The sequence below is a fragment of the Enterobacter sp. WCHEn090032 genome (genome assembly GCF_003986875.1).
Taxonomy (GTDB): Bacteria; Pseudomonadota; Gammaproteobacteria; order Enterobacterales; family Enterobacteriaceae; genus Enterobacter; species Enterobacter sichuanensis.
Window position 1 is genome coordinate 64,525 of record NZ_RXRN01000003.1, and the last position, 13,402, is coordinate 77,926.

Genomic DNA, 13,402 nt, shown 5'->3' on the forward strand with positions numbered 1-13,402 from the left:
GAGGCCCGTATGTTGAGCGTGATTGTTGACGGACTGTGGCGCGAGGGGGACAAGAGCCTCGCCGTCAGGCTGGTGGCAGAAAACGGCGAAGCGCTGCCGGCATGGCAGCCCGGGGCGCACATCGACGTGCATCTGCCCTGCGGAGTTATTCGCCAGTACTCCCTGACCGGGGCGTGCGGCGATGAGGGGTATCTAATCTGCGTGGGGCGGGAAGCCGCCTCCCGCGGTGGGTCGCGCTACGTTCACGAAACGCTACGTCCGGGGCAGAAGCTGCTGATTTCGGCCCCGCGCAATCTGTTTCCGCTGGTGCAGGCAGAGCGGGTTTTATTGCTGGCGGCGGGGATTGGCATTACGCCGCTGTACGCGATGGCCCTGCAACTGAAGGCCGCCGGCACGCCGTTTACGCTGCACTACTACGTCCGGGACCGGCAACGCGCGGCGTTTGCCCGCGCGCTTTCAGCGTGCGATGCGTGCGTCATCCATACCGACAGCCCGCGCACCACGCTGGACGGGCATCTCCCGATGCCTGAGCCGGGGCTTCACGCCTGGATCTGCGGACCCGCAGGGTTTATGGAAAAAGTACGTGAGGTCGCCACGGCGAAAGGCTGGGACGACGCCCATCTTCACAGCGAGGCGTTTCAGCCTGCTGCGCCCGCCAGTGGCGGTGCAGCGGGTGAGATCTTTACGGTCAAACTGGCCTCCACCGGTGAGCGCTGGCCGGTCCCTGCGGATAAGACCATCGCCCAGGTACTGCAGGAACATGGCGTGGACGTACCGCTGTCCTGCGAGATGGGGATCTGCGGTGCCTGCCTGACGCCAGTGATTGACGGCGTGGTGGATCACCGGGATAGCGTGCAGTCGGAGGCAGAAAAAAACGCAACCGAGCAGCAGGTGGCGCTGTGCTGCTCGCGAAGCCATTCCGGGGAGCTGGTGATCGGGCTGTAAACCCCCTGCACACGCTTTCTTGCCGGGTGGCGCTGCGCTTACCCGGCCTACAATCCGTAACAAATCAAACGTATCGCATTCCGTCACCGGGCGAAACTCACAAATCGCACTTTGCCAGCCCGTAAACGGGCTCGCTATCCTGCCACGCGTAATCAATATGACTGGCCTGCTCGCGCGCCAGTGCTGCATCGCCCTGCAATCGCGCCGCCAGGGTAAAGGCGAAATCAAATACTTTACCCAGCCCACGGCCGCTCAGCAGATTGCCGTCTTCGACAACGTCGGCATCAACGCAGATGCCATCGCTGACTGTTTTCCACAGATCGCCGGAGCAGACATAGCGACGTCCCTTCAGCAGTCCATTGCCGCCCAGCACGCGGGCAGCGGCGGAGCAAATCGGGCAGATATATTTGCCCGCTTCATCGTGGCGGCGGACGAAGGCAATGACCTCCGCGCTTTTCGCCAGGTTAACACTGCCTTCCGGGCCGCCTGGTAACACCACGGCGTCAAAGGTCCTGTCGAGGCTGTCCTGCAGGGTGCTGTCCGCCACCATTGAGATGGCGTGATAGCTCACCACTTCGCGACGCTCGCCGCAGGCAATCGTCTGCACCGTAATATTCAGGCGGCGCAGGATATCGATAGTGACAATCGCTTCCCCCTCTTCAAAACCGGGGGCTAATAGCACGGCTACGCTTTTCATTTTGCTCTCCATTGCTTAAGGGTTACCAGTACGGGTGCCAGATCTGTCGCAGCCGCGCCAGCAGCTCAAGATAGAAATAGTCCCCCCAGCTACAGCACTGATCGACGCCTTTACCGCTGCCCATATGATAAACCGAGTGCTGCAGCAGCCCTTCGGTCGGATCGTCGTCGTGAGCAAGATAGTTATCGGTCAGCGACAGCGCAATACGCAGCGCCATCTCTTCATAATACGCACGGTTTGCGTCGAGCAACGGCAGCGCCTTGACCAGCTCCAGCAGTCCACAGGCGGCAATCGCCGCCGCTGAACTGTCGCGCATGGCGTCGGTACCGAGCAGCGCCAGATCCCAGTGGCAAACGTCATCTTCCGGTAGACGGTTGAGGAAGTAATGCGCCAGGCTGCGTGACAACTCAACCATCTGCTTATCACCGGTGTGCTGATAGCTGAGCAGGAAACCGTAAATGCCCCATGCCTGGCCGCGCGACCAGCACGAGGTATCGCTGTAGCCCTGATGGGTGTTGCCAAAGCGCGGCTCGCCCGTCTGCACGTCCATATACCAGGTGTGCCAGGTCGAGGCATCTTCACGCACGATATAGTTCGCCGCCTGTCCGGCGTGAGCCGTCGCCGCTTGCGCATAGCGCGGCTCCCCGGTCTGTTCGCTGGCCCAGTACAGCAGCGGCAGGTTCATATTGCAGTCGATGATCATTCGCCCCTGCTGCTCCGGGTCGTTTAAATCCCCCCACGCCTGAATAATGTTGGCCGTCGGGTTAAAACGCTCCATCAGGCGATCGGCCGCCAGCAGCGCCGACTGGCGAGCGGCTTCGTTGCCGGTGAGCCGCCAGGCGCTGACGCAGGAGAGCGAATAGAGGAACCCGAGATCGTGCGTTGCGGTGTCGATACGCTGCTCAATACGCCGGGCGAACGACGGTAAATAGCGCTCGGCGGCTTCGCGATAATGCGCTTTACCGGTCATCTCCCACGCCAGCCACAGCTGGCCTGTCCAGAAACTGGTGGTCCACTCCACGTTATCGGTGCGCGGCCAGACCCCCTTCTCACAGGCTTCGCCGGGGAACTTATCGCCGAAGGCGACAATATTGTGGTCGAGCTTGCGCGTGACGCGGGTTAGCGCCGCGTCCAGCTTCTGGCTCAGTGCCAGGCGATCGACCTGATGCAGTTCGATCGGCCGCAGCGCTTCGGTGATAACAGATTTGGTCATAACAACTCCTGAATTAATGTTTGGCCGGTTCAACCGGTGCGGTATCTAAAGCCGGAGCAACGGGGCGTGAGTCATCGCGCGTCGACTGGCAGCGCGACAGCGTAAAGGCGGAAATCAGCGTAAATACCAGGGCGCAGCTGCCCATCAGCAGATAGGTATGCTCAAAGCCTATCCTGTCGTACAGATAGCCGGCAGGTGGGGCGACCACAATCGAGCCCACGTAAATCATCGCCTGGTAGCCCAGCAGGTACATCGTGGCGTTAACCCGACGATGGAAATGTTCGGCGATGTATTTGAAGACAGAAATCAGCAGCAGCGCGATCTCGACGCCATAAAACGGTTTGATAATGGAGATAACAATCGGGTCACTGGTCAGTCCGGAGGCGATCAGCCGTGCGCCTACTACGCAGCCGCAGAACAGCAAGCCGCGCTTCGCGCCGTAGTGGTTCACCAGCCACGGGATAAACATCATCATCACGAACTCCATCCCCGACTGGACGGTGCTCAGGTAGCCGTACCAGGCATTTCCCTGCGCTTTGGTGGCAAAGAACGACACGAAGTAGCGCGGGAACTGCTGCTCGGCGATAAACATCATCCACGCCACCCCGGCGACGTAGAGGCTGAACATCCAGAACTTGCGGTTTTTCAACAGCATCAGCACATCGGCAAAGACGATCTTATTCGCGGAAATGACGCTGTTATTACGCAGTTGCTCCTCGCCGATTTTGAGGCTAATCAGCACCAGCAGCATCACTACCGAGGTCCCGCTGCTGAGCAGAAAGTTGGCCAGCGGCGTGACGTTAAACAACAACCCTGAGACCGACGCCGCCATCGCCCAGCCCAGTGAACCCCACATTCTGATGCGGCCAAACTCCAGGCCGTACAGGCGGCTAAAGCGGTCGGCGTAAGATTCAGACGCCGCCACCCCGGCGTACCAGCCCAGGCTCAGATACAGCGCGCCGATGATAATCCCCACCATCGCATGGCTTTGCAGCAGCGGCTGGTACACCAGCGCGAAGAACGGCGCCATCAGCGCAGAAATAGCGCAGACAAAATAGAGCAGCCACTTGCTCATGCCAATTTTGTCCATGATGTAGCCGTACACCGGCTTCAGGACCACCGCGAAGACGCCATTGATGGCGAACACGCTGCCTATGGTGACGCTGTCGAGGCCCACTTTCTGACTCAGCCACAGGGCGTACAGGCCAAAGCTGGATGACCAGGTGAAGAAGTAAAGGAAAATAAAGGTACTCATTTTGTACTGCGCGGCGCGTACGGATGATGATGTGCTCATAGCGATGCCTCCGGAGCCAGAATGAGCGTCGTTTCTTGTCGTGCCGTCACGAAGCGTACCGCGTCATCGCTCATGAAGGCCTGCGGGCAATGCTGCGGGTTGAAGTCGGCGGCATTTCCCGCCCACACCGCGCTGATGAACACATGCGTGCCGGGGTCGAGCTCGCCGCGCAACACCGGCACCGCCGCGCGCTCGGCGAACAACAGATTACTGTTTGGCGGCGTCACCACCGTCTCGCCGCGGCGGGTCTGCGGATGTAAACAGAAAATGGCGGAGACATCCCGGGTACTGCGTAACCAGCAGGCACTGTCACTCTCGTGTCCCTGCGGCTGTGGGCGGTTCACCAGGCTAAAGCCCCCTTCTGCGCAATCGAGCGCACGCCGGGTAGTGATACGATGGACGCGTAGCTGCCAGTCGCCCAGCGCCAGCAGCCAGCTGTCAATCACCACGTCGCGCCACGGCAGCCAGCGGCTGTAAAGGGTGCCGTCAGCGGTGACCACGTTCTGGCATTCGCGCCGGCCACGCCAGTAGTTATCCTTTTCGGCCAGCAGCAGCATCGAATCGGGTGCGGCATGGTTCAGTCCGTAGCGCCCGCGTTCAATGGTGAAGCCAAAGCGGGTGGAATAGGCAAATTTGCAGTATTTCGCTTCGGTATTCACAAAGTTGTTCAGCTCCAGCTGGCCGGACGTCAGCATCCACAGGTGATCGGCCTGATGCACCAGCACCTGATCCGCGTGGGCTATCGTGTGCTGCGCGGGTAACGGCGGCAGCGGCAGCTCAGCCGCCTGCCAGAAGGCGTCGCCCTCATCTAATGCCAGCACCAGCAGGGTCTTCAGGCCCCAGTACGGCGAACCCGGTGCGTTGTAGTCTTCCGCCATCGCCAGATTCGGGTAGCTGTAACCAACGCTCAGGACGCCGTCGCGGTCGAACATCGGCTGCTTCAGCCACCAGCGCAGATGACGCAGAACGATGCCCTTCATCACGCCAGGCGAAAAGACCTCCAGCCCGGCGAAGGCCGCCGCACTCCAGAACGCCGCCTCGGCAAAGCGGTAGGTCAGGCTACGGCCAAACGGGATCGCCGCGCCGTCTTCGGCAAAGAAATGGATGAAGTCAGAGGAGAAACGCGCGGCCCGCTGACGCAGTGTTGCACAACGCGTTGGATCGACATCGACCATGAGCTTCGCGTAGATCAGGCCATAGAAATGGAAGCCCATCGAGATGTAATAGTCGCGCGGCCGGCCCGGACCATCGGAGTACCAGCCATCGCCGAGATAGTAGTGCTCCATGGCAGCAAAATGGTCTTCCAGCGCCTGCGGGTTGGTGGGCATGCCGCAATAATGGAAGCCGACCTGCACCAGAATCGGAAAGAAGTGCCAGTTGTTATCGGGGATTTCCTGGGTCTCGCACTGCTTTAGCCAGCGCCATAAATTCACTTTCTCCGTCTCAGTGAAGTGTGCCAGTACGGTTTCCCCCGCCAGCGCCAGCAGCAGCCCGTAGGCCGCCATCTCGACAATTCGCTGATCGTAAGGCGCGACGTCGCCCCAGTAATCGGCATGCTGCGGATCAGTGCCGTTTTTTATCGCCTGTAAATAGAAAGAGAAGTGTTGTGGCTCACTGCCGCCAGCCAGCAATGGCGTCACGCCCCACAGCAGGCGGGAAAATGTTTCCATGCTCGCGACCTGCTGGCCGTAGTGAGCGGTAAAGTTCGCTAAATCAATGCGGCTGGCGTCTTTTTTAAAATAAGGCGCCACCGCGTTCAGCATATCGTTGACCAGCCGTAGTACCTCTTCCCGGCTTGTCAGTGGGTTATCCAGATGAATGTTTTCAGGTTGCACAGGGTCCTCCCGCATAACACGAGGGTAGAGATAAGTTATTGTTATTAGGCTTTTTATAGCCACGAGTGCGACGTCTGGATGAAGAGTAACTGCTTTTATTCACGGTGCTGAGTGAGCAGAATCACAAAATTGAACCGCCATTTCATTTTTTCTGGATTTTGTCGACCGCGAGGGGGATAAATTACAAATGGTGGCCTAAAAATTTAAATCTGTTGTCCTGGAGGTAAAATGGGTGAAACGCAGCTGCTGGAACGCATTATGCTCGATCAGCAGGCCATTTCTTTTAACCGCATGTACGCCACCAGCGCGATTTACTACCACTGGCATCAATGCGTTGAATTGCTCTATATTTCCAGCGGCTACGGCATCGTGGTGGTGGATAATCAACACTACACCGCCCGTCCGGGGCGATTATTTATCTTCCCGCCCTTTCGTCTGCACAAAGTGCAGGTCGATCATAGCGATAAGAACCCCTATCACCGCACCACCATGCACATTGAGCAATCGGTCGTCGAAAGCGCGCTCAGCGCCTTCCCGCGCCATCAGGCCCGGTTCGCCGCGCTGGCGGCCAGCAATCTGCCCGCGCAAATATACGATCTCAGCGAGCACGCGGCATTTATCGAGAGGATCCTGGAACAGTTTCAGCGCCTGGAGGGCAACGAGCAGACCGAGGCCTGCGAGGTGGCATTTCTGGTGATGCAGCTCATGACCTTTCTGCCCGAGCAGCCGCAACCCTACCCGCCGCGTCAGCAGACCGTCGCCTCGCGGATCATGAGCTGGGTTGAAGCCCACTATGCCAGCAAGTTTTCGCTCGACCAGTTAGCCCACGACCAGGGGCTTTCACGCAGCTATACCTCACGCATTTTCCGCCAGCAGACCGGCGGTAGCATCCAGGAATATTTGCTGACCCGGCGGATCAAAAGCAGTTGCGATCTCTTGCGGTACAGCGATGAGCCTGTTGACACCATTGCGCTGGCAGTCGGGTTTAGCGAAGTGACCTACTTCATTACCTGCTTTAAAAAGATGATGCGTCAGACACCGCTGCAGTATCGACGTAGCCTCCGCTGCAGCAGAACGTCTGACGGGATCACCTTGCAGTGATCGGACTGCAAGGTGGCTTTAACAAATCAAACGTATCGCATTCCGTCACGCCGGAACCGGCAACTCAATGCCGCTTTGCGCCAGTAGCCCCATCTCGCAATACATCGCGCATGCCGCACTGACGATAGACATTGCCAGCGCGGCACCGCTCCCTTCGCCAAGACGCATGTCAAGATGGATAAAGGGCGCCAGCCCAAGGTGCTCCAGCGCACGTCTGGCCCCTTTTTCGGCGGAAAAATGAGAGGGAATACAGTAGTTCTTAACCTCTGGCGCAATCTGGCAGGCGGCGATGGCTGCGGCATACGAGAGAAAACCGTCCAACACAACGGGCAGTCCGCATGCGCCAGCGCCTAATATCACCCCGGTCATACCCACCAGGTCATAGCCGCCAACTTTGGCCAGAACGTCAACCGCGTCGCGCGCATCCGGCTGGTTAATGCGTATCGCCTGCCGAACAATGGCTTCCTTATGCTGTACCCGGTCCTGCGGCAAATTTGCCCCAATCCCCACCACCTCATGCGGATCGCTGTCGGTCAGTACGCTGATGATTGCCGAGGCCGGCGTCGTGTTCGCAATACCCAGTTCGCCAACGCCAAAGACGGAAATCCCCTCCTGAGCGCGTTTTTTAACGAGGCTGGCGCTCGCCAGCAGCAGGTGTTCGGCATCCTGACGGCTCATCGCAGGCCCCTGGGCGATATTCCCGCAGCCACGAGAGAGTTTAAGGCTGAGCATATTGTCAACAGGCTCACCGTCAATGCCGATATCAACGGGGAGTACCGACGTCTGGCTAGTGCGGGCCAGCACACATACCCCGGTCAACCCCTTTTGCATATTGACGGCCTGAAGCCTGGTCACCACTTTCGGCGTCACAGCCACGCCTTCATCAAACACGCCATGGTCGGCGCACATCACGATAATCTCTTTTTGCAGATTATCGAGCCTGTCGATTCCCCCCATTCCCGCAAGCTGTATTGCCAGACTCTCCAGCCGACCGAGGCTGTTTGTCGGCTTGATTAAGCCATCAACATGCCGCGAGGCCGCCTCGATCTTCTGTTTATCAAGCGGTCTGATGGCCGCCGCCAGCGCCTTCACTGTCCCCATCCTCATCACCCTCACTCTTCAGTTTGCCAAACGCTTCTGCCATTAAATACGCGTAATACCCAATGCCCGGCCCGATTTTCAACGACCGTGTAGGCATCATGACTGAACGGGAAATGCCACATCGCTGCCGGGGGCATCCCTAACCAGGTTGCCAGCAGCAGGCTCAGCACACCCTGATGCGCCACAATGAGCATCTCGTCGTGCTGCTGCAGTTGACTCATCTCATCCGCCGCCGCCCTGACACGTGCGGCGAAATGCGGGAAGGCTTCGCCACCGTCGGGCGTGGCGTTTTGCCAGTCATCCAGCCAGCGCTGCCACGACGCGGGATTTTCTTTTTCAATGTCGCTGTAGTGCCGCATCTCCCATTTGCCAAAATCCAGCTCGTTAAGACGCGCATCCACTTGAACATCATGGGCAGTTGGCACGATAAGCCGCGCCGTTTGCTGAGCACGCTGCAGCGCGCTGACGCGCGTTTGCCCGAACGCGACCCCGGCCAAAAACCCGGCAACACGCTGGCTTTGCGCAATGCCCTGCGGCGAGAGCGACAAATCGGTACTCCCGTAAAATACACCGCTGAGGTTAGCGGTGGTTTGACCGTGCCGGACCAGAAAAATGCGCATACGTCAGACCCACAGAAGCGCCAGCAGGAAGACCATTTCGCCAATCTCCTCCATCGCGCCCAGGGTATCCCCCGTTAGCCCGTTCAGTCGGCGGCTTAAAAACGTCTTTACCGCGTTGACGACAATCCAGGCGATGGTGCTGGCGACAAGCCCCTGCATCCCCGCCATCAGCCCCACGAGCGCTACGCCGATGCAGAGGGTGATGATGGTCTCTTTGCCGCTGATATGGCCGAGATAGGCGTTTGCCATGCCTGCACCCTCACGCGCATAGTGCTGCCGGTACATGGCCAACACCATTCCCGTGCGCCCGACGATCGGCGCACACACCAGCAGTGCAAAGAGGGTATTAACGGGAAGCTGAGCCAGGGAGATCGCCGTAGCGACTTTGATAAGGATGCAGAATACGATGGCCAGACCGCCGTAAGTCCCCAACCGGCTATCGCGCATAATCTCCAGCATCCGTTCACGGGTGCGGGCAGAAAAAACGCCATCGCAAGTGTCCGCCAGACCGTCCAGATGAAACCCGCCGGTCAGCAGCACCAGCGCCAGCACCCAGGCAACCGCACCGATAATGATGCCCCCGCCGGTCTGGCTCACCGCCAGATAGCTTACGGCGGCCAGGCCGCCAACGATCAAGCCCACCACGGGGAACCAGGGAACGCCACGGCCATACTGCGAAAATTCAACGCCGTCGCTCCATTTTTGCGGCACCGGTATACGGGTAATAAATCCCAGCGTCGCCCACAACATTTTTAACGACATTTAATCTTTACTCCAATTCCCGAGACAATCAGCCACACGTCCTGCGCCGCCCGCGCCAGCTTCTGGTTCGCGCGCCCGGCAATATCAACAAAATGACGCGCCAGCCGATTCTCTGGCGTGATGCTCATACCCAGCTCATTGGTCACAATATAAACCGGCGCCGCCGACTGCTGACAGGCCGCAATCAGGTCGTCCACCTGCTCTTGCAACACCGCCTCAAGCGCGGAAAAATCGAGGGTTTCTGGCGACGCGCCGCCGCTGGCGTCATAGAGCAGGTTCGACAACAGGGTGGTGACGCATTCCAGAACAACGCCTTCGCCCGGCTGCACCTGGTGGCGAATCACATCGCCCAGATCGCGATACCCTTCCCAGGTTCGCCAGTGCGCAGGACGCTGGGCGCGGTGCTTGTCAACGCGCAGCGCCATCTCTTCATCGGTAATCACTGACGTCGCGATATACAGCACGCGTTCGCACTGCTGCGCCGCCAGTTGTTCGACGTGCGCACTTTTCCCGCTGCGCGCGCCTCCGGTGACTAATATCATGCGCCCTCCTCCTGATGCTCCCGCATTATTTGATAGATCTTTTCAATATCAATATGTTCTCGCATCGCGCTCGCCAGGATATCAAACTGTTGCGCTTTATAAGCCGCGTAATCTACCGCAACGTCTAATGGCGCCAGTCCTTTGCGCTGGCGTAAGCCATCCACCATGGCGCGCGTGAACGCATCGTTATCGAATAACCCATGGAGATACGTTCCTATCACCTTCCCGTCAGCGCTGATGGCACCATCGGCTATGTGCGTGCCCCCTTTTTCCAGAAACAGCGCCGGGTCACCGTCGGAGATCAGCCGGGTCTCTCCCATATGAATCTCATAACCCTGCACCTTCATGCCTGATAACGGGGCAAGCCACGTCTGCAGCGCCGACGCCATCCGCCCGGAAACCTGCGTCGTGGTTTTTCGCTGCGCAAAGCGAGTCACGGTATGAAGTAGACCCAGTCCTGGCTGGGTTCCCATTCCCGATTCCACCTCATCAATGATGGTGTCGCCAAGCATCTGGTAGCCGCCGCAAATGCCCATGACGGGCACGTTCTGTTGGTGGGACTGCAGCACCGCGTGCGCCATGCCGCTTTCCCGCAGCCAGGCCAGATCGCCCAGCGTATTTTTACTGCCGGGGAGAATCACGAGGTCAGCCCCCGCCAGCTCCTGGGGAGAGCGAACATAGCGCACGCGCACATCGGGCTGCGCCGCCAGGGCGTTAAAGTCGGTGAAGTTGGAGATATGCGGAACCTGCACCACGGCAATGTCGATATCACGCGGCGCGGTTCGCAGGTATTTTCCCTTTTGCAGCGCCACGCCGTCCTCATCTTCCAGATCCACATCCAGCCACGGCATAACCCCCAACACCGGCACGCCGGTCAGGTTTTCTATCTGTTCAATGCCCGAACAGAGCAGCGCAACATCGCCACGAAATTTATTGATGATGACCCCTTTCACGCGCGCCCGCTCGTGGTCGTGCAGCAGCGCCAGCGTCCCGTAGATGGCGGCAAACACGCCGCCTCTGTCAATGTCCGCCACGAGGATCACCGGGCACTGCGCCATTTCGGCCATCCCCATATTGACGATATCGCGATCGCGCAGGTTAATTTCCGCCGGGCTACCCGCGCCTTCCAGCACCAGCACGTCATACTCTCTGGCCAGGCTGTTGTAGACATCACGGATCTGCTCCCGCAAACGCGGTTTGTACGCGTGGTAGCTGACCGCGTCCATATCGGTCGCCACCTGCCCCATCAGCACCACCTGCGCTTTACGGTCACTGGTCGGTTTTAACAACACCGGATTCATCCGTACGTCCGGCGTGATTCCCGCCGCCTGGGCCTGAAAAATCTGCGCGCGGCCCATCTCTTTTCCCTCCGGGGTGATACCGGAATTGAGCGCCATATTCTGCGATTTAAACGGCGCGGTACGCAGGCCATCCTGATAAAAAATCCGGCACAGCCCAGCCACCAGGACGCTTTTACCGACGTCAGAAGCGGTTCCCTGCAACATAATTGCCTGCGTCATGAGGCCTCCTTCATTACGTTTTTTTGTCGCATACGGCTGAAAAATTCATCTTCGGTTTTGCATAACGGCAGGCCAAGTTGCGCATGCAGTTTGACGAGCCAGGGCTGCGTTAATCCGGCCCGTTCAATCAGTTCGCTGCGGGCAAACACCTCGCCCGGCGCACCGTGCGCCAGCACTTCTCCCTGACGCAGCACGTAGACGGCATCGCTGACGTCGTAAATCAGGTCGATATCATGACTGGAGATCACCACGTGGTTCCCCTGCGCCACAATACGTCTGATAATCTCGATCATCTGCGTGCGTCCTGAAGGATCAAGCCCGGCCGTGGGCTCGTCCAGCAGAAGATAGCGCGCCCCCAGTACCAGCGCCCCAGCGATGGCGACTCGCTTCTTTTGCCCATGGCTCAGGCACTGGATCGGCTGCTGACGAAAACGCTGCGCGTCGACCAGCGTCAGCGCATCGTCGACGCGCCGCGCGATCTCCGGCTCAGCCACCCCCAGGTTGCGCAGGCTAAAGGCGATGTCGCTATCAATATCGGTATAAAAGATCTGCTGATCGGGGTCCTGAAACACCGTTGCGACCTGTTGACGGAGCGCCAGCAGTCCGCGTTTGCTGTAGTCCAGCGGCTTCCCCTGCCACAGCACCGCTCCCTGCTGCGGCCTCAGCAGGCCGCTCAGGTTCATAAATAACGTCGACTTTCCGCAACCGTTAGCCCCGACCAGGCCGGTGACGGCATGGGTCGAAAAATCCAGCGTCAGCCCTTTAAGTACCTGCGCCTCCTGATAGCGAAACCAGAGATTGGCGGTGGTCAGCATGGTGTGATTCCTTACAGGGGAAAATCACCCTGGTAGAGTTTAATATCCAGCGTGGTCGCCATCTGCTGATAGCGAATCAACACCCGGGTAAACAGCAAACCGACCAGCATCGCCAGAGAGCGATAGCATTTTGGCAGGCTGCGATAGCCAAAACGCAGGGTCTGCGCGCGATGAATCGCCAGCGCTTCGTCCAGCAAAATAAAAATAAAGCGCCAGGTCAGCAGAATCTGTTCGGTAAGCAGACGCGGCACGCGCGCCCGCTTAAGCAGTACAATCAGCTGCGGAAACGGCAAGTTCAGTACCAGCCAGAACGTCGCCGCCAGCGCGGCAAGGCTGCGCCAGAAGGTTTCACTGGCGGCGGTCATCCCGGAAACGGTGATCCCCAGCCAGTAGTGCCCCACGGGGACGCTGACCACCAGCGTGTGCGGGTCTCGGGTGACGCTAAAGAGGATCGTCATTACCCCGACCAGCAGAAAGCCAAACGGCAGCGCCATCCAGCGGCACCAGCGCCAGAAGCTCATACGCAGCAGCCAGCAGGTCAGTCCCGCCGTCAACGCCACTACGATCCCCTGTCCCAGCGGCGGCAGCACAAACGCCAGCATCATCAGCGCCAGCCAGAGCAGAAACTTGCGTTCCGGCGCAACGTGAGCCCAGCGGCTCTGGTAGCTAAGCCTGTCAAGCCCGGTCATCACGGCGCTGTCTGCCTTTCGTGTAGCCCAAAATATAGAAAATCACCGCTGCGCCAATGGAGCCCTGGAGCGTAAACAACAGGCTTTCAATTTCGCCGCTGGCGGGTTCATAGAGCGGCGTGAACCATGGCGTGTACTGCGGCGCCACCACCTGGATTTGATTTTCGGCTTCACCATCCGAGCCGCCAAATTCCCCCCCGTGATCGATAAAAAATGGCAGTACGATCAGGGCAAGCACCATCGCCAACAGCATCAGCGTTTTTTTCAT

14 protein-coding genes are annotated in these 13,402 nt (G+C 59.0%); 2 read left to right on the top strand and 12 right to left on the bottom strand.

Annotated elements, in window-relative coordinates; translation table 11 throughout:
* Window positions 1-9: 9 nt before the first annotated feature.
* Window positions 10-945, top strand: coding sequence for a PDR/VanB family oxidoreductase (locus tag EKN83_RS03315; protein ID WP_126800328.1), 936 nt, complete (start codon window positions 10-12; stop codon window positions 943-945).
* Between the two features lie 97 nt (window positions 946-1,042).
* On the opposite strand, the gene EKN83_RS03320 is transcribed toward EKN83_RS03315, so the two are convergent.
* Genes EKN83_RS03320 through EKN83_RS03335 form a run of 4 tightly spaced genes read right to left on the bottom strand, consistent with a single transcriptional unit; the run spans window position 1,043 to window position 5,984 of the window.
* Window positions 1,043-1,642, bottom strand: a complete 600-nt coding sequence (locus EKN83_RS03320; RefSeq protein WP_126800329.1) for a DJ-1/PfpI family protein — start codon at window positions 1,640-1,642, stop codon at window positions 1,043-1,045.
* A 22-nt stretch (window positions 1,643-1,664) separates the two neighbouring features.
* On the bottom strand, window positions 1,665-2,855 hold the full coding sequence (locus EKN83_RS03325) for a glycoside hydrolase family 88 protein (protein WP_095449491.1): 1,191 nt from the start codon (window positions 2,853-2,855) through the stop codon (window positions 1,665-1,667).
* A 13-nt stretch (window positions 2,856-2,868) separates the two neighbouring features.
* Window positions 2,869-4,149 carry an oligosaccharide MFS transporter gene (locus tag EKN83_RS03330; RefSeq protein ID WP_095449490.1) on the bottom strand — a complete coding sequence of 427 codons (1,281 nt, stop codon included), beginning with the start codon at window positions 4,147-4,149 and terminating at the stop codon, window positions 2,869-2,871.
* Complete coding sequence (locus EKN83_RS03335) at window positions 4,146-5,984, bottom strand: DUF2264 domain-containing protein (RefSeq protein WP_126800330.1); 1,839 nt, start codon at window positions 5,982-5,984, stop codon at window positions 4,146-4,148. Before EKN83_RS03335 ends, EKN83_RS03330 begins: the two co-directional genes overlap by 4 nt.
* Window positions 5,985-6,212: 228 nt before the next feature.
* On the opposite strand from EKN83_RS03335, the gene EKN83_RS03340 reads away from it, so the two are divergent.
* Window positions 6,213-7,085 carry an AraC family transcriptional regulator gene (locus EKN83_RS03340; RefSeq protein WP_126800331.1) on the top strand — a complete coding sequence of 291 codons (873 nt, stop codon included), beginning with the start codon at window positions 6,213-6,215 and terminating at the stop codon, window positions 7,083-7,085.
* A 45-nt stretch (window positions 7,086-7,130) separates the two neighbouring features.
* Here EKN83_RS03340 and cobT read toward each other — a convergent pair whose 3' ends face one another.
* The 8 genes from cobT to EKN83_RS03380 are packed head-to-tail and all read right to left on the bottom strand — an operon-like array spanning window position 7,131 to window position 13,402.
* Entirely contained in the window at window positions 7,131-8,186 is a 1,056-nt protein-coding gene (gene cobT, locus EKN83_RS03345) for a nicotinate-nucleotide--dimethylbenzimidazole phosphoribosyltransferase (protein WP_095451670.1), read from the bottom strand.
* A gap of 11 nt (window positions 8,187-8,197) precedes the next feature.
* The gene (cobC, locus tag EKN83_RS03350) at window positions 8,198-8,806 is read right to left on the bottom strand and encodes an alpha-ribazole phosphatase (RefSeq protein ID WP_025755925.1); all 609 of its coding nucleotides are present in this window, start codon (window positions 8,804-8,806) and stop codon (window positions 8,198-8,200) included.
* A 3-nt stretch (window positions 8,807-8,809) separates the two neighbouring features.
* Window positions 8,810-9,568, bottom strand: a complete 759-nt coding sequence (cobS, locus tag EKN83_RS03355) for an adenosylcobinamide-GDP ribazoletransferase (protein ID WP_126800332.1) — start codon at window positions 9,566-9,568, stop codon at window positions 8,810-8,812.
* Complete coding sequence (gene cobU, locus EKN83_RS03360) at window positions 9,559-10,110, bottom strand: bifunctional adenosylcobinamide kinase/adenosylcobinamide-phosphate guanylyltransferase (RefSeq protein WP_126800333.1); 552 nt, start codon at window positions 10,108-10,110, stop codon at window positions 9,559-9,561. Before cobU ends, cobS begins: the two co-directional genes overlap by 10 nt.
* A complete protein-coding gene (locus EKN83_RS03365) occupies window positions 10,107-11,630 on the bottom strand; it encodes a cobyric acid synthase (protein ID WP_126800334.1) in 1,524 nt (507 codons plus the stop codon). Before EKN83_RS03365 ends, cobU begins: the two co-directional genes overlap by 4 nt.
* Window positions 11,627-12,445 (bottom strand): energy-coupling factor ABC transporter ATP-binding protein, encoded by an 819-nt coding sequence (locus EKN83_RS03370; protein WP_126800335.1) that lies wholly within the window; start codon window positions 12,443-12,445, stop codon window positions 11,627-11,629. The genes EKN83_RS03365 and EKN83_RS03370 overlap by 4 nt, the downstream gene beginning before the upstream one ends.
* A gap of 11 nt (window positions 12,446-12,456) precedes the next feature.
* Window positions 12,457-13,134: an energy-coupling factor ABC transporter transmembrane protein gene (locus EKN83_RS03375; RefSeq protein WP_126800410.1), complete on the bottom strand. Its 678-nt coding sequence runs from the start codon at window positions 13,132-13,134 to the stop codon at window positions 12,457-12,459.
* Window positions 13,121-13,402, bottom strand: a complete 282-nt coding sequence (locus tag EKN83_RS03380) for an energy-coupling factor ABC transporter substrate-binding protein (protein ID WP_045284670.1) — start codon at window positions 13,400-13,402, stop codon at window positions 13,121-13,123. Before EKN83_RS03380 ends, EKN83_RS03375 begins: the two co-directional genes overlap by 14 nt.